This is a genomic window from Lacticaseibacillus sp. 22, from assembly GCF_055413445.1.
In genome coordinates this window covers 22,037-39,535 of the sequence record NZ_JBVAYD010000023.1, presented here as the reverse complement: position 1 = coordinate 39,535, position 17,499 = coordinate 22,037, and the positions used below count along the sequence as shown (strand labels likewise).

Here is a 17,499-nt window from a genome sequence, read left to right as displayed (position 1 = left end):
TTGTTTTACAGAGTTTTTAACTTAGGAGGAATTTAATCATGAAAAAAGGGGCATTGTGGACATCAGCAGCAATCGCATCATCATTTTTGTGTTCAACACTGATTCTTGGAACACCGACTTTTGCAGCAGAAAATAGTGGGGCAACAATTTCTGCTCAATCAAGTTTGAATGAATCACAAATGTCTGGTGGGATGCAAAAAAGTGTCTTGGACGCTGGAAATAACACGACAACCACTGGATAAAACAGTATCTCGACGTTTGCGGCTAACGATTACACTTTGAAAAACTTTACGATAGGCGATTCATCGGTTCCGCGTAATGACGTTGTTGATGTTTCTGATTGGCAAAGCTGGATGACACAAAATGACTATACCCAATTACATAATTTGGGGATTAAAGGGGTCGTTGTTAAAGTCACTGAAGGAACCTATTACACAAATGGTATTGCGGCAAATCAAATTAAGTTTGCGCGAAATGCTGGCATGGTCGTTTCTGCATATCATTATGCAACCTTTGATTCGGCCAGTGCTGCCGTTGCAGAAGCTAACTATTTTGCTAATCGACTTGATTCACTTAATGTCGGTAAAAATGTAACGGTTGTTGCTGATATTGAATCTGACGCTGTTAGTGGAGACATTGCTGGGAACTTGAAAGCCTTTTGGCAGACAATGACCCAGCGCGGTTACCAGAATCATGTTGCCTATACAATGCGTTATTACAAACATTTGGACGCTTTGACTTCAACAACTGGCAAGGATCGCACTTGGATTGCGCAGTATCCGTATACACCAAGCGCAAACTCGCTATGGGATCAAGACTTTGGCGCATGGCAATTTTCTTCTACCGGACATCTTCCTGGGCACAGTCAGAATCTTGATGTTTCGATAGACTATCAGGGGTTGTTTACGCGTGAAAATGGTGCTGCAAGTACAAGTACCGCTCCGAGTTCAGTAAGCTACGATCCAATTGTTTCGCAAAAAACGGTATCTTATTCCGGATCTTTGGACCAGAGCGTACGAGCGGACGGTCTCTATGCATCAGCGCCATTTTATACCAGTGCTGCTACGTCGGTAGGTAATACTGCTGCCAAAGCATACAACGGAGCTCATTTCACTGCACTTCAAGAAGAAACAACAGCCAAAGGAACTTTTGTGCAAATCCGATTTAATAATGGCAGCGTCTATTGGATTGATAAACGCGCGTTGGCGATTGAACAATATGACACCGTTACATCAAAGACGCCGGTTTCTTATACAGGCAGTCTTGATCAAAACTCACGCGCAGATGGTTTGTATACAGCTGGTCCATTCTTTACCAGTGTCGCAACTGCCATAGGGAATACGAATGCCAAGGCACTTAATGGTCAACACTTCACGGCGCTTGAAGAGGACACAACAGCCAAGGGCACATTTGTTGAAATCAAGCTGAATGATGGAAAAATTTATTGGGTTGATAAACGTGCATTAGCCATTGATCGATATGATAAGGTCATTTCAACAACAGCGGTTTCTTATACAGGCAGCTTTGATTAGAGTTCGCGCGCAGATGGTTTGTATGCTTCTGGTCCATTCTTTACTAGTGTTGCAACTGCGGTGGGTAATACGAATGCCAAAGCACTTAATGGGCAACATTTTACAGCATTTGAAGAGGATAAAACTGCTAAGGGAACATTTGTCAAGGTTAAATTAAATGATGGCAGCGTTTATTGGACGGACAAGCGAGCCTTAGCCATTGATAAGTATGATAAGATCCTGTCAGATAAGAAGGTTGATTATTCTGGGGTCATCAACCAAAGTTCAAGTGCCGATGGTCTATACGTCTCTGGACCATTCTTCACCAGTGTGGCAACTGCAGTAGGTAATACGAATGCTAAAGCACTTAATGGACAGCACTTTACTGCACTCGAAGAAAAGAGAACGGCGAAGGGAACCTTTGTCCAAATTAAGTTAGCTAATGGCAGCCTTTACTGGATTGATAAGCGAGCACTAGACATTGCTTAGGTTGGTTGAACTTCTTAACGAGTCAGTAGATCATTATGACGATTACGCACAGATGACGCCCATGCATGTCTGTTACTGGCACTATCACAAGGTGTAAGTAATCGATTTAAGACAATTCTGGAAACGGCCTTATTTTCTTTTAGGCCGTTTTTTCTTAACTAAGGCAACATGCTAATAAGTAACAAATAAGCCTTATTTTTGGATGGCTTTGTCATGATTGATTTGTTGGGTATGTTTAAAGTTTTCCTGCTTTTAGTTCAGCTTGTAAGCGTAAACTGGTATCATGTAACATGTGAGCGGTTGAAGTAGAAACCGAAAGCAAAATAGCAGCTTATTGAAATTTTAAATGAGGGAGGATCTATCTTCATGAAAGGTATCATTCTAGCCGGTGGTTCTGGCACCCGACTGTATCCGATTACGGAGGCAATCTCTAAGCAACTGGTACCGGTATATGATAAGCCGATGATCTACTATCCCCTGTCAACCATGATGTTGGCTGGGATTCGCGATATCTTGGTCATTTCAACGCCGAGAGATATTGATCGTTTTCAGGATCTGTTAAAAGACGGTAAACAACTGGGACTCAATATTAGTTACAAAATACAGGAAAAGCCAAATGGCCTGGCGGAAGCTTTCATTGTCGGGGCTGACTTCATTGGCGATGATTCTGTGTGCTTGATTCTCGGCGACAATATCTTTTATGGCAGCGGCTTGTCCAAGCTGGTGCAGCGCTCGGCGGCTAAAACAACCGGGGCAACGGTGTTCGGCTATCAAGTCAATGACCCTGAGCGTTTTGGCGTAGTAGCCTTTGACGAGCAGCATCATGTGCAATCGATTGTCGAAAAGCCAGAGCATCCGGAGAGTAACTTTGCGGTTACCGGCATGTATTTCTATGACAACCAAGTGGTGGACATTGCTAAGAACCTTAAACCGTCACCACGAGGCGAACTAGAGATTACGGATGTGAACAAAGCGTATCTCGAACGTGGCCAACTTGATGTTGAGCTGTTGGGTCGAGGATTTGCTTGGTTAGATACTGGCACCCATGAATCCTTACATGAGGCGGCTAGTTTTATTGAGACCGTTCAGAAGCGGCAGAATCTTAAAATTGCCTGTCTTGAAGAAGTAGCCTACCGGATGGGTTACATTGATCGCGATCAATTACGCAAACTGGCGCAGCCGCTTAAGAAGAATGATTACGGTCAGTACATTTTGCGCTTAGCAGACGAAGAAGCCTAGGAGGCAAAGACACTTGAGTTTAAAAGTTATTCCAACCAAATTAAAGGATGTTAAGTTAGTTGAAACCGATGTCTTCGGTGACAATCGCGGCTTTTTCACGGAGACGTATACCCGGGAAAAGTTTGTCGAGGCCGGGATTAAAAATGATTTCAACCAAGACAATCAGTCGCTGTCGGCCGAAGCTGGGGTTTTACGCGGCATGCATTACCAAATGGCACCTTATGCGCAAACAAAGCTGGTGCGGGTGGTGACCGGAGTCGTTGAGGATGTCTTAGTGGATATTCGCAAGGGCTCACCGACATATGGTCAGTGGGAAGGTTATATCTTAAGTCAATATAATCACCGCCAACTCTTGGTTCCTAAGGGGTTCGCGCATGGCTTCATTACTTTGACGCCCAATGTTAACTTTGTTTATAAAGTTGAGGGTTATTATGCCCCTGAAGCTGATCGCGGCATCGCGTTTGATGATCCGGATATCGGGATTGACTGGCCAATGTCAACGGCACATCTGATTATGTCGGAGAAAGATCAGCATCATCCGCAATTAAAAGATGCCGAGAATAACTTTGTTTACGGGGAGATTTAAACATGAAACTTATGATTACAGGCGGGGCCGGCTTTATCGGCTCAAACTTTGTCCATTTTGTTTACAAGAACCATCCAGATGTTCAGATCATGGTGTTGGATAAGCTGACTTATGCCGGCAATAAAGCCAATATCGAAGATGTTTTGGGCGATCGGGTTAAATTAGTTGTTGGCGATATTGCCGATAAAGAACTGGTTGACAAACTGATGGGTCAAGTGGACACCGTGGTTAACTTTGCGGCTGAAAGTCATAATGACAATTCACTGATTAATCCGGATCCATTCTTACACAGTAACGTGATTGGCACCTATACTTTGTTAGAAGCGGCCCGTAAGTATGATGTTCGCTTCCACCACATCTCAACCGATGAAGTTTATGGTGATTTACCGTTACGTGAAGATCTACCCGGCCATGGCGAAGGCCCAGGTGAAAAGTTCACGATCAACAGTCGTTACAACCCTTCAAGCCCTTATTCTTCAACCAAAGCGGCGAGTGACATGCTTGTTCATGCGTGGGCACGTTCCTTTGGCGTTCGGGCGACCATCTCTAATTGCTCCAATAACTATGGCCCCTATCAACATATTGAAAAGTTCATTCCGCGACAAATCACCAATATTTTGAATGGTATTAAGCCAAAACTTTATGGCACCGGTAAGAATGTCCGTGATTGGATTCACACCAATGATCATTCCAGCGCCATCTGGGACATTTTGACTAAAGGCAAGATTGGCGAAACTTACTTAATCGGGGCTAATGGCGAACAGGATAACAAGACCGTGCTCGAATTGATCTTGAAGCTCATGGGCAAACCGACTGACTATTATGATCAGGTCAAAGATCGCCCGGGCCATGATATGCGTTATGCCATTGACGCTTCCAAGACCCGCGAAGAGTTAGGCTGGAAACCGCAATATACCGACTTTGAAGAAGGCTTGGCGGACACCATTAAGTGGTACACCGATCATCGTAGCTGGTGGCAAGATGAAAAGTCTGCGGTTGAAGCGAAGTACAAGCAGAATGGTCAATGAGTTGCGACCAACGCAATGGATCGGACTTGCCAAGTTTTAAAATGTCGAGGAGAAGATAGATGAAGATTTTGATTACCGGCGCACAAGGCCAACTAGGCACCGAACTACGCCACTTATTGGATGCACGCGGCATTACTTATCGGGCAACTGATGCCAAAGACTTAGATATTACCGATGAAGCCGCCGTTAATCAGTACTTTGCGGACTATCAGCCAGACGTGGTGTATCACTGTGCTGCCTATACAGCCGTTGATAAAGCCGAAGACGAAGCAAAAGCGCTCAATCAATTGGTGAACGTTGACGGTACGCGTAACTTGGCTAAAGCAGCGGCCAAAGTTGATGCAACCTTGGTTTACATCAGCACCGATTACGTGTTTGATGGCGATAGTAAGGAGATTTACACCGTTGACGATCAGCCGGCGCCACGCAATGAATATGGGCGGGCTAAATACGAAGGCGAACAGCAGGTGCAAAAGTACCTTAAGAAGTACTACATCATTCGGACTTCTTGGGTCTTTGGTGAATATGGTCACAACTTTGTCTACACGATGTTGAACCTCGCCAAAACGCATAAGGAACTGACCGTGGTGGACGATCAATATGGCCGTCCATCATGGACCAAGACGCTAGCCGAGTTTATGACCTTTGCCGTTGATCAGCATTTAGATTATGGTATCTATCACTTGTCCAATGACAACAGTTGTAACTGGTATGAGTTTGCCAGTGCCATCTTGGCCGATAAAGATGTCACGGTGAAACCGGTATCGTCAGCGGAGTATCCGCAAAAAGCATGGCGGCCGCGGCATTCGATTTTGGATTTGAGCAAGACGAAGGCCACTGGGTTTGAGATTCCGACGTGGCAGGATGCTTTGAAAGACTTTTTGAAGATTGTCGATAAGTAAACTACATTCAGGTTTGAAAATAGGTCAATTATTTTAATGTCACTTACATTGTCCCACGAAGTAGACTTACTGAACGATAAGAGTGATCATCTTAAAAACGCCACCAGAATAACATATCTGGTGGTGTTTTAGTATGTCAGTGCTCTTGCTATTGAACAATTTCTAAGTCAGCATGATTAATTTCTGAACGATTCAAGAAAGGACTGACCATTCAATCAACATATGGTAATCTTAAAAGGGCGTTGTTCAAGGAGGAAAAATTAAATGACAGACAGTTTTAAGAGAAAGGTTATTTCCTGGCTAATTATCGGGACTGGTCTTCTTGTTGCTTTGGTTTGCGTGGTTGTCCAATATCGGAGTCATGCAGTGCCAAAAGTTGAACCAGTAACAAAATTTTCGATCATGCCAAAGAAACGGGTTAAATATAGTATAGAAACACTTGGTTTAAAAAACCGCGATTATACGGAAATTTCTGGCTGGATTTTCGTTAAGGGGCAAGAGCCTCAGAAGTTTGTCACCAGCCTCGTTTTGTATACAAAAGACAGCAAAGAAGTTCAGATCTTTCCTTTAAAAATGGAGGATCGAAATGATGTTGCTAAGATGCGTGGAAAAGCCGGTGTTTACAATTATATGAACAGTGGTTTTCACGGTTACATTCCAATAAAGTATATGACAAATGAGAAAGAAAAAAAGTATAAAATCGGATTTCTTGTTGCCAACAAACAGCAGACAGATTTGGTTAAGACTGGGATAGACTATAAGGTGGGTGGTGTAAAATGATAAGGAGAATAGGGGCAAAAATTCGTGATAATTCACAACTCCAATGTCTAAGTATTGCGTTTTTCGTGGTTACATTACAGCACCTGTTTATACGGGAATATACCGGAGATGCAGCAACTGCCTTTTCTCACTACTTAGATCGAACTACATTACTTGCGACATTACATTGGCGATATACAACTTGGACTTCAAGAATCTTTATCGAATCCGTTTTGTTGAAATTGTCACAAAACATGCATATTAAAGTCTGGATAATTATCGATATACTGATGTGGATGCTGTTACTCTGGTCGTTAATGAAGTTAACTCGCGGCCGTCACAACTACTTAATTATGTCACTGGTGTTAATGATACCGCTATCACTCATGAATGGGGCTGGCTGGATGGCCACGTCTATCAATTATTTTTGGCCAGCTGCTTTAGGGACATTCGCCCTTGTTTCACTTTATAAAATTTATTACCACGAGAAAGCCAATATAGTAACAGGTCTTGTAACACTTTTGGGGCTAGCTTTTGCTACTAACTTTGAAACATATGGTGTGATGTATCTGTGCATACTCTCTTTTTTTGCGGTTGCAATGATTTTAAAGCGACGCGTGTCCACACTTGGTGTTTTATTCACCGCTTCTCAATATCTAATTTGTATAGCAAACGTTGGACTTGCTTTGATAGCTCCTGGAAACAAAGCACGAGTGCTTGTCGAAACTAAATTTCGTATGCTAGATTTTGCCAATTTAGGCCCGTTTGACAAGTTAGTAATGGGATATACCCATACATTCTCAGAATTAACAGACAAGAACTTCTTCTTCTTTTTGTTTACGATAATGTTGGTTGTTATTGCGCTATTTTTAAAAAGCAAATCGCGAAGAATACTTGTGGCTGCGTTTATACCTTTTTCGTTTGTTCTTGCTCGGACCATCATTGCACCAATTGCTAAAGTTTATTTACCAGAATTTAGTGCCTTGTTTAAGGACGCAGCAGAACAACAAAGAATCGACGCGCTTAATTATTTCAATGTGATGTACTACATACCATTTCTTTTGTATGTTGTGTTACTTATTTCGATATTACTTGTTTTATGCAATGCTTTTAAAAACTTTAACTTTGGCATATTTTTAACAGTTGTGTTTGTATCTGGCCTATTAACAACTGTTGCGGTTGGATTTTCACCATCGATGTATGTGTCTGGACCGCGGACTTTCCTTTTCTTGGATATCATTTTGATTTATATCATCACAATTATGTATGAAAAATCTAAACCATTTATTAGTCAAAACATGTATCTGAACTTTATTGCAAAATGGGGGCTTATAGCTTTTACAGTCTTTTCAGTCATCAATAACTTTATTGCTATTGGTATTTCATACAGTTGAACTTACCTGCAGACTAGGGCAGGTTATAGAGGCTAAAAATAAAGAAAGAGAAACAGTTATCCTCTAACGTTGCTCGCTGCTAGTATAAATTTTAACGACCAGTGAGCGGTAACAAACTGTAGGCGCTGGCATGCTTTAAGGTCTTCGCTGAAGTTGGGCGAACAATTTGATGTTCGTGGACTGTTCAGCAGAGAGTTTAAACTACTAGTGACAGGTATAGATTACAAATTGGTGGTATAAAATGATTAAGAAAATTTGGTCAAAGGTTTCAAGAGATTCTCGGTATTCTGCGTTGGGCATAGCTTTTCTAGTCTTGCTGGTAGAACATATCTTTATGCGTGAATATGTTGGTGATGCTATCGCCGTTTTTTCCCACCTCATTGATCATTCGTCGCTTTTATCTGTACTTTATTGGCGTTATAGTTCATGGACCTCACGTGTTCTTATAGAGGCTCCGTTAATAAGATTGTCTAGCGGTATGCACACAACAACGTGGGCGGTTATTGATACTTTAATGTGGATGCTGTTGATATGGTCTCTCATGGCATTGACACATTATAAGCATAATTATTTAGTGATTTCACTTGTATTCATTTATCCGATCATACAGATGCAATCGGCTGGGTGGATGGCGACAACAATTAACTATTTATGGCCACTTGCAATGGGCAGTTACGCAATGGTTTTACTTGATAGAATTTATAATCAAAAGAAAGTAGGGGTCGTTCCTGCTTTACTGGCGCTTTTTGCTTTAGCATTTGCCACAAATTTTGAAACATTTGGAATTATGTATCTCTGCTTGCTGACATACTTTTCACTGGCCATGTGCTATTTTCGTCGTTTCACCATTTTAGGGTTCATTTTTACTGTGCTACAATACGCCATCTCAATTGCCAACATCGTATTTGCTTTATATTCTCCCGGGAATAAATTGAGACTTGTCACAGAGACTAAGGATAACATGCTTGATTTTTCCGGACTGACAGTTGTGGACAAATTTGTCATAGGTGTTAATCACGCTTTTTCAGAGATGACTGATAACAGTTTCTTGTTTCTGTGCTTTGCATTCATGATTTTTCTTGTTGCCGTGACATCTCAGCGACGTTCCAAAGTACTCGTTGCCACGGGGATCGTTCCCTTAGCCTTTGTCTTGACGCGTACAATTTTGAAACCAATTGTCATCATATACTCTCCAAAGTTTGATCAATTATTTAATGACGTTGCTGATCAAGCTAGAGTTGGGGCAACTAACTACTTCAACTTTACAAGTTATGTTCCTTTTGTACTGTATTCCTTGATTTTCGCTGCAGTTTTAATTGTTTTGTTAAATGCTTTTGAAAAACTTTCAACTGGTCTTTTTCTTGACGTTGTTTTAATTTCGGGTTTATTAACGGCTGTGGCTGTTGGCTTTTCACCAACCGTTTACGCATCTGGACCACGAACACTGCTTTTCTTAAATTTTTCCTTTATATATATCATTGTCAGAATATATACAGAGCAATATAAGTATATTTCGCCCAAAAAACTTTTAAACGTCTTTTTGAGGTGGGGAACGGCTGTTACTGCAGTATTCTTTGTCATTAGCAATTTGATTTCAATCGGGTTGACACAGGGTTGAAGCCAATACAATTGAGGCCTGAATTTGTTCTCATGTCCGGGATTGTCCGGACCAAGCTGAATAACCGCCGCAAAGTTGGCCGTTAAATGACGTCATGACAGCTAGCCCACCATTATCGTTGTATAGTAGATGTATATGCTTTTCTTTGGTTTGGGTTTTTATCGTGCATTGTTGACAATCTATCGACGACACACGGTAGTCTATCGTTACTAGACACCGATCTGGCTTGTCAATTTTGATCCTTTAACGCATGTTTAGGGGCTTTGCGTAGTCCTCATATCGAAAGGGTTCAATTCATCAGCCCAATTTATTGGCCAAGCTGGTAGCAACTTGTCAATTAGCTTCTCTTCCAAAGTTGGTCGGACGCTCAAATCATTTTGCAAACTACAGGATATCATTTGTGAAACACCGTTCTTCCAATGTTTCATGGGATACCCAGACTACCTTGTGATCAAGTATGCCAACAATTTGAACCGCTAATGTACCAGTCACAAAATATACGAGGAGATTCCTTAATGCCCAAACTTAAAGTAATAACCGTGTTCGGAACGCGCCCGGAAGCAATCAAAATGGCTCCAATCGTACAAAGACTTAAACAATGTCATGATCAATTCAATGAAGTAACAGTTGTCACCGGGCAGCATCGCGAAATGCTTGATCAGGTATTGACAACCTTTCACATCAAACCTGATTACGACTTGAACATCATGAAAGCACGGCAGACATTGCCTGATATCACCAGTAACGTGATATTGCAATTGGGCCAGATTATTGCCACAGAACAGCCAGATATTGTCTTGGTTCATGGCGATACAACGACTACCTTTGCCGCTAGCGTTTCTGCGTTTTATCAGCAGACAAAAATTGGGCATGTCGAGGCTGGGTTGCGCACTTGGGACAAATACAGTCCCTATCCGGAAGAGATGAACCGACAACTCACCGATGTTCTGAGTGACTTGTACTTTGCCCCAACTGAACAGAGTCAGGCCAATCTTCTGGCCGAGCATCATCCTGAAGAGCAGATTTTCGTGACTGGCAATACAGCGATTGACGCACTTGATCAAACTGTTCAGACAGATTATCATCATCAAGTGCTTGATCTGATTGATCCAAACAAAAAATGATTCTTGTCACCATGCATCGCCGGGAAAATCAAGGGGAGCCAATGCGGCGAGTCTTCCGCGTGATGCGCGAAGTGGTTGAGACCCATGCGGATATTGAGTTGATCTATCCTGTGCATTTGAATCCAGTTGTTCAAGAGACAGCTGATTCAATTTTAGATCATCATTCCAGAATTCACTTGATTGACCCGTTAGATGTTGTCGATTTCCATAATTTAGCCGCGCGGAGCTATTTTATTATGACTGACTCTGGTGGTGTTCAGGAAGAGGCGCCTTCATTGGGTAAGCCGGTTTTGGTCTTGCGCGACAGGACGGAACGGCCGGAGGGGGTTCAAGCCGGGACGTTGAAGTTGGTAGGTACTGAACCGCAGACGGTGAAAACGGCTATGCTTCAACTATTGGATGACCATGCGGAATATCAGCGCATGGCAGATGCTAAGAATCCATATGGCGATGGTCGCGCTTCTGAGCGGATTCTGAATGCAATTTTATATGAGTTTGGACGAGTGAAAGAGCGCCCGCAATCGTTTCGCACTCAATGTTGAACGAGTCTTTGCAATTTTTAGGCGCTGCGTTGAGTAGCGTTGAAGAATAGATTTTACTAATCCATCTTTACTTGCCGTTTCGGTGCGAACTAAAGATGGATTTTTAGTTGATCTTAAAACGCAAGTCGTCTAACAACTGTAACAGCGCAAATCATGATAAACTTGCACTCGGATTAAACTAATAAACTGGAGTTGGACGATGCGAAGAAAGAAGCGGCAACATAGCAGTAGCAAAAACTTCATGGTCCTGATAATGTTCCTGACAACGCTTATCATTGTTGGCGGCTTGTTAGTAGTTCGCCAGTTGGTTGCGACCCAGCAGCGCCAAGACGACCTGGCTAGCCTGAAGAAGGCACGAGTTAAGGCCGCTGCCTCAAGGTCACGTCTTGTTGAAAGGCAGCGGGCGTCAATAGCACGGTCAAAACAAAAAACTGCAGAATCAGAGAAACCGTCAATGCCAAGCGGACAGAGTCACCTCGCCACAGCCAGTGCTTACGCTTACCCCGTTGCTCAAGTCAAACAGGAAATGACCGAACCCAACACGAGCAATATCAAAGAAAAAGTCGTGTTTCTGACTTTTGATGATGGGCCGAATACGGTCAATTCGCCACGCGTTTTGAACATTCTCAATCAAGAAGGGGTTCATGGCACTTTCTTTGTCGTTGGGCGACAGCTTTCGCCTGCGACTGTACCGGTTTTGAAGGCGATATATGATGGGGGCAATAGCATTGGCTTACATAGTATAACGCATAATTATAATGTGCTTTATCCGGGACGAGTTGGAGCGACGGCTGCGATCGAGCATGAGGCTAAGTTGGAGCAGACGATGGTTAAGCAGGCGCTGGGACCGGATTTTGTCACCCATTTATGGCGATATCCAGGCGGTCATTTTAGCTGGAAGGGTCTGGCTGATGCCGACAAAGGCTTGGCACGGTTGGGGTTGGATTGGATTGATTGGAATGCTGCGGTTGGAGATGCTTTGAGTCAGGCGCAGGAACCAAAAACCGAAGCGGCCATGTTGCAATATCATTTACGGTCATTGGCCGTTTATCCCACGAGTCAAGTGCGGGTGGTGCTGATGCATGACGCACTGGGTAAAGACTTGACAGTTCAAACCTTACCTAAAATTATTGCCTATTACCGTGATAATGGCTATAAATTTGGTGTTCTTGAGTGACCATAATAGCCGATCAACGCCAAATTCGGTTTAACGCTATAAAAAGGGACCGTGCCAATCCTGCTTACAATGATTAAGCAGCGAAAAGCAAGGTCCCTATTGGTGTCAATTATGGTTTTAAGTCAAACTTTCTCTTTTACCGCAAACCGTGCCAACTTACCTTTTTGAACCGGGTTAACAACGGCTGTAATGCGCGTGCCGTGTTCCGTGTAGTCAGTGGTTTTGACCACAGTTTCCTGATTGAGGTAGTTGACGAGCTGACCTTGATCAAATGGGATCAGGTAGGTGTGTTCTTCATCTTGGCCGAAGAGATTGGCTTTGATGAGATCGGTGAGGGCTTGGAGCGAGCGTTTGTCACGAGCCGAGTAGACGAGGCGTTGGCCGTTTATTTCCGGATAACGGGTGCCTTCGCGTAAATCGGCTTTGTTGTAAGCTTCGATCATCGGGATATTGGTGATGCCGACTTCACGGAGCGTTTTTTCGGTGATGGCCATCATTTCCGGGTAATTCTCATCGGAATAATCAACTACCTGAATGAGCAAGTCGGCGTTGGCAGCTTCGGCAAGGGTGGCTTTGAAGCTGTCGATGAGGTTGTGGGGCAGTTTGGAGACGAAACCGACCGTGTCGCTCAGCAGGAATTTGCGATTGTCAGGCAAGGTGATTTGGCGAACGCTGGTATCGAGCGTGGCAAATAACATGTCTTTTTCGAAAACCTGTTTGTCTTCCGGGCGATCCGCAAACAGCTGCAGCAGCCCGTTCATGGTCGTGCTTTTGCCGGCATTTGTGTAGCCGACTAATGCAACAACTGGAATGGCTTTGTCTTCGCGACGGGCGCGACGTACTTGATCGCCGACGCTGGCGTCTTTGAGTTCCTGTCGCAAGTGACTGATGCGCTTGTTGAGCACCCGACGATCGAGTTCAAGTTGGGTTTCACCGGCACCACGCGTGGCAAATCCGGCGCCGCCACCGACTTGCTGGTCGAGGCGGTTGGCGCTGGGATGAAGCCGCGGCAAGGCATATTGCAATTGGGCGATTTCAACCTGAGTTTTGGCGGCTTTACTGCGCGCGCGGTCGGCGAAAATGTCGAGAATCAGCTGCGTGCGATCAATCACATGCAGTTTGGTCTGCTTTTCAAGATTGCGCAATTGTGAAGGCGATAATTCATCGTTGATAATCACGGTTGAAGCCTCGCGGACATTAGCCAGTTGGCGAATGTCGTCTACTTTGCCGGAACCAAAATAAGTGGCCGCCACTGCGCGATCGAGATTCTGCCGCACTTCGCCGACAACGGTGTAGTTATCCGCTTTGGCTAATTCACCGAGTTCGGTCATGGTGTAGTCAAAGTCAGGTTGTTGCCGCGAAATGCCGGCAATTAAAACATTTTCAGAAGTTACTTCATTAGATATTTGTTCAGTCATAAATTCCTTTCATAGATCCGGGCGTTATCGCCACAGATCGGTACTAACGAATCGACAGTCATGGTGCAACCTTGCGTAACCGCATGGCGATTCACCCCTCTCATTTGAATAAGTCTAGTGTAACACGGGAATTTTGGAAAGACTATTAGAACGGACTATTCGTAAGTGTCAACTTTACTTGGTTCTACTCTAATTAAGTGATTTCCGATACTCCGAGCTGGCTCCGCGGTGGCTGGGCTGGAACGTGGTGGGCACGACTTCGAACCCGCAAAGACCGCGGTTTCGAAGCTCGGCCTTGGTCTAAAGCGGAGAAGCCCACTCCGCTTAAGACCAATTTCACCACTGAGCCCGCCACCGCTCCGCCAGCTCTTACTTTCTATTTTTCATGGTTTTATCATCCGGCCCTATCGTCTTATCGAGCGAAATTTTACACTAACGGACTATTCGAGGACTGTTCAGGCTAGTAAAAAAAGCAGCACGACAGTCAAAAGCCGTTGAAACTGCGCAACTTAAAAGTAGACGTTATAAATGCAATAAGTCATTCATATGCGGCACTGTCAGATTATTTTCCCACCGGTGGGGCTAATACTTGAATATGGTCAGCGATGACAGTCAATTTTAGCGGCGTCTTGGTGCTCGGGTCGCCGTCAACCCTGCTTTGGAGCGTTTTTGGAGCCTCGATGGTAAGTTGCTCGGTGGCGAAATAAGTCATGCCGGGTAGTTTCTGAAAGTTGCCGGTGATGAAGTAGGGGATGGCTAGTAGTGAGCGCCACCAGGTTAGTTTTGGGGCGATAAAAACATGTAGATGGCCATCATCCACGGCGGCATCTGGCACCGCGTTCGTAAAACCGCCAACGGAATTGGTCATGCTGACTAGCAGAAATTGGGTGTCTTTTTCCCAGTGGTTGTGAGCACTGTTCAAGTGTAGGATCCAGTGTTGGTGTTGGGCCAAAACTTTAAAACCCTTTAATAAGTAGATGATGGGACCAAAATGACGTTTTTCTTTTTGAGTGACGGACAACGCCGCATTGGCTAAAACACCGAGTGTCAAGGTACTTACCATGTAACGATCATTGACCTGTGCAATGTCTAATGGCTGCGGCTTGGCTTCTAAGATGTTCTTGATCGCCAGTGGCAGCAGTAACGGAATATGCAGGACTTTAGCCAGGTTATTGACCGTGCCTTCCGGTAAAATAGCGAGCGTTGGCGGTTGTTTGCGCGGTGCGAGCCCGGCAACGACTTGGTTAATCGTGCCATCTCCGCCAACTGCAACGACAATATCCGATTGGGCTTGATAAGCAAAATTTCGGGCGTCATCAGCACTTTTAGTCGGTGCCATGGTGACTTGCCGCTGGCGATCTTCAAGTTTGGCCTTGAGCTGTTCGGCGGCAGTCGGGCCTTTAGCGTGGCCGGAAGCAGGATTATAAATAATCGTGTAGCTGAGCATACGGCACCTCCTAATATTCTGAGTCTTCAACGATTGTTTAAAAATAAGTCGAAGCAGCTATGCAAAAAACCAATTTCTACAATTAATTTTATCACGTTGTCACGGTGGCTACTTAACTTACTGCCAGCATAGTAAGTGCCAACTTTTTGCTACGATGGACGCGGTGTGGTAACGGTGTCGCTGACTGGTAGTTGCTGGCGGCGGTTGATTTTTTCTGCTGGACAATCCGGTTACAGCCAAAAAATGCCCTAGCAACAGGTTTCGTTGCCGGGACATCATATAGCTAATCTTTATTTATAAAATTATCTCTTAAGATAGTAAGCCAGAACTCATCCCTCATCAGGCGAACCAGCCACCCGTTGATGCCGGCCGTTTGCGGTGACTTTGAGCACCACCCCGGCAATGGCAAGGTCAACGATGACAATCAGTGGCCATTGAATGACAGGCGTTAAGTGATCGAGTAAGTTGACGTGCATCCCATAAGTAGCTGCAACAACTAGCCCGACTAAGCTGAGGGTAGTGAGTACCAACCAGGTGTTGCGGCTAAACGCAAGGCCGTTATCTGCTTGCCGCTGACGTTTGGCGATCCACGGCATCAAAACGCCAAGCGTGACCATGCCAATTGGCACCACGATATTCAAACCGAGCATGAGTGCAAAAGTGTCCGCGGTGGCGTCAGTCGGGAAGAAGCCAAGGGTGCCAAGTAAAAAGGTAATCCCTAACATCCAGATACCGACAACTAAGCCGATTTTTCGATTTTTAAGAAACGTATAATCAGGCGTCGGGAACCGATCCTGATGTAACCGGACCATCGTGTAGGACCAGAACAAGAAGCAAGTGGACAGCGGGCTGACAATGCCGTTGAGATTGAGCAGCCAGTTGAAGATGTCATTGATTTTCGGCAAAAGTGCGCCGAGTGCCATGATCAACGCACACAGAATCGTTGTCATCCAGTAACCATTAATCGGCAAGCCGTCTTCGTTCATCTTTGTCAACTGACGCGGCATGAAGCGCTTGGCCACATCGGACAGGAAGACCCGGGTTGAGGCGTCCAGAATCACAGCCAGCTGGGCTAACATATAAATACCTTGCACCACGGCGAACAGATACATCAGACTGTTGCCCATCCCGAATTGACGACCAATGGCTTGAAACGCATAGTAGGAACCATTCATTTTCAAATCGTTTGGCAGATGGTGGGCGTTAAAGTAAACCCCTAATGAAAAGGTGCCAAAAAGTGTCAGGAACATGGTCATGATCGCAATCATTTTCAATGCTTTGGGAAAATCACGGGCAGGATGGCGCATGTCCTTGGTGTAGGGAGCGGCAAGTTCGGAGCCGTTCATGGCAAAGACGAACAAGCCAAAAGTCGATAGGAAGCTCAGTGAAAAGAAATCTTTGGGGATGAAGGCCTTGAAATCAAACGGGCGGGTGGCAATCGGTGCGCCTTTGGATAACCCGATGAAGGTCATGATCACGAATAAAACCGTCATGATAAACATGGCCCCGCCGCCGATCGTTGACATGATCTCAAGACTTTTATTTTTGAAGAAGTGCTGTAACCAGATAAAGATCACAAAGATAACGGCCGTGAGAATACCAAACCATGCATTACCAAGGTTGGCTTGAATGTTACCGTTGCCGTTGGTGATCCAGCCAAAAGAAATAACAACCGAATTGGCCACATCCACGACATAAGGCAGCCCGGTGATCCAATAAAACCAGGCCGCATAGTAACCAACCGTATCGCCATTGGTTTCGCGCATCCAGCTGGTGATCCCGCCACCGTGTTCGGAAAAGGTCGAACCCATATGTGCGACAATCAGATTATACGGAATGACATAAAAGAAGGTCATGATAATCCAGCTGGTGAATGCCACCAAGCCTTGATTCTGGAAGTTATAGATGATGTCGTCAAACCCGATGACGGTGACAAAGTCCATCAAGCCGACAATCATCCAGGGAATGTACTGCTTTTGCGGTTTTTCTAAATCATTCATATTAAAATGTGCTCCTTTACTAAGTTCAATCAGCCGCTGATTTTGAACTTAGCCCGGGCGTTTTGTTGCGAAAGGTTCCCACGATTAACCAACTTTCATAAGGATTTTCATAGCTCATGTGTGATTATAGCAAGGATTACGGCGAGATGGGGGCCAAAAATAAAGAAAAGCTAAAGTAGCTTACAAACCCGTTAGTTTCGATCCGTCATCCGTTAGTGCATTATCAGGAAAAAATTGCTGGCAGCCATTATCATTAATCTTGTAA

The 17,499-nt window shown here is 44.5% G+C and carries 14 protein-coding genes and 2 pseudogenes; 13 read left to right on the top strand and 3 right to left on the bottom strand.

Annotated features, from left to right (window positions below; all coding sequences use genetic code 11):
* The first annotated feature begins 38 nt into the window (after positions 1-38).
* The 13 genes and pseudogenes from ACWP87_RS10540 (at position 39) to ACWP87_RS10480 (ending at position 12,369) form a co-directional block, all read left to right on the top strand.
* Complete coding sequence (locus ACWP87_RS10540; RefSeq protein WP_005688271.1) at positions 39-242, top strand: hypothetical protein; 204 nt, start codon at positions 39-41, stop codon at positions 240-242.
* A 36-nt stretch (positions 243-278) separates the two neighbouring features.
* Complete coding sequence (locus tag ACWP87_RS10535) at positions 279-1,532, top strand: GH25 family lysozyme (RefSeq protein WP_014569836.1); 1,254 nt, start codon at positions 279-281, stop codon at positions 1,530-1,532.
* A 15-nt stretch (positions 1,533-1,547) separates the two neighbouring features.
* A pseudogene (locus tag ACWP87_RS10530) lies at positions 1,548-1,715 on the top strand (SH3-like domain-containing protein); the annotation flags it as partial.
* A 15-nt stretch (positions 1,716-1,730) separates the two neighbouring features.
* Complete coding sequence (locus ACWP87_RS10525) at positions 1,731-2,000, top strand: SH3-like domain-containing protein (RefSeq protein ID WP_286012881.1); 270 nt, start codon at positions 1,731-1,733, stop codon at positions 1,998-2,000.
* Between the two features lie 366 nt (positions 2,001-2,366).
* Positions 2,367-3,239: a glucose-1-phosphate thymidylyltransferase RfbA gene (gene rfbA / locus ACWP87_RS10520; protein WP_014569835.1), complete on the top strand. Its 873-nt coding sequence runs from the start codon at positions 2,367-2,369 to the stop codon at positions 3,237-3,239.
* A 13-nt stretch (positions 3,240-3,252) separates the two neighbouring features.
* Positions 3,253-3,825 (top strand): dTDP-4-dehydrorhamnose 3,5-epimerase, encoded by a 573-nt coding sequence (gene rfbC, locus ACWP87_RS10515; RefSeq protein WP_005688276.1) that lies wholly within the window; start codon positions 3,253-3,255, stop codon positions 3,823-3,825.
* Positions 3,826-3,827: 2 nt separating this feature from the next.
* Positions 3,828-4,853, top strand: a complete 1,026-nt coding sequence (gene rfbB, locus ACWP87_RS10510; protein ID WP_014569834.1) for a dTDP-glucose 4,6-dehydratase — start codon at positions 3,828-3,830, stop codon at positions 4,851-4,853.
* A gap of 59 nt (positions 4,854-4,912) precedes the next feature.
* Positions 4,913-5,755 (top strand): dTDP-4-dehydrorhamnose reductase, encoded by an 843-nt coding sequence (gene rfbD / locus ACWP87_RS10505; RefSeq protein WP_005688280.1) that lies wholly within the window; start codon positions 4,913-4,915, stop codon positions 5,753-5,755.
* A gap of 264 nt (positions 5,756-6,019) precedes the next feature.
* Positions 6,020-6,535 (top strand): hypothetical protein, encoded by a 516-nt coding sequence (locus ACWP87_RS10500; protein ID WP_005688281.1) that lies wholly within the window; start codon positions 6,020-6,022, stop codon positions 6,533-6,535.
* Positions 6,532-7,908, top strand: a complete 1,377-nt coding sequence (locus tag ACWP87_RS10495) for a hypothetical protein (protein ID WP_005688282.1) — start codon at positions 6,532-6,534, stop codon at positions 7,906-7,908. Before ACWP87_RS10500 ends, ACWP87_RS10495 begins: the two co-directional genes overlap by 4 nt.
* A gap of 241 nt (positions 7,909-8,149) precedes the next feature.
* Positions 8,150-9,526 (top strand): hypothetical protein, encoded by a 1,377-nt coding sequence (locus ACWP87_RS10490; RefSeq protein WP_014569833.1) that lies wholly within the window; start codon positions 8,150-8,152, stop codon positions 9,524-9,526.
* 515 nt (positions 9,527-10,041) lie between these two features.
* Positions 10,042-11,192, top strand: a pseudogene (gene wecB / locus ACWP87_RS10485) (non-hydrolyzing UDP-N-acetylglucosamine 2-epimerase).
* Between the two features lie 199 nt (positions 11,193-11,391).
* Positions 11,392-12,369, top strand: coding sequence for a polysaccharide deacetylase family protein (locus ACWP87_RS10480; protein ID WP_005687276.1), 978 nt, complete (start codon positions 11,392-11,394; stop codon positions 12,367-12,369).
* Positions 12,370-12,491: 122 nt separating this feature from the next.
* Here ACWP87_RS10480 and hflX read toward each other — a convergent pair whose 3' ends face one another.
* The 3 genes from hflX to ACWP87_RS10465 form a co-directional block, all read right to left on the bottom strand.
* Positions 12,492-13,787, bottom strand: coding sequence for a GTPase HflX (gene hflX / locus ACWP87_RS10475; protein WP_005687278.1), 1,296 nt, complete (start codon positions 13,785-13,787; stop codon positions 12,492-12,494).
* A gap of 562 nt (positions 13,788-14,349) precedes the next feature.
* Positions 14,350-15,234, bottom strand: coding sequence for a diacylglycerol/lipid kinase family protein (locus ACWP87_RS10470; RefSeq protein ID WP_005687280.1), 885 nt, complete (start codon positions 15,232-15,234; stop codon positions 14,350-14,352).
* A gap of 329 nt (positions 15,235-15,563) precedes the next feature.
* The gene (locus ACWP87_RS10465) at positions 15,564-17,234 is read right to left on the bottom strand and encodes an APC family permease (protein ID WP_014569830.1); all 1,671 of its coding nucleotides are present in this window, start codon (positions 17,232-17,234) and stop codon (positions 15,564-15,566) included.
* Positions 17,235-17,499 lie beyond the last annotated feature (265 nt).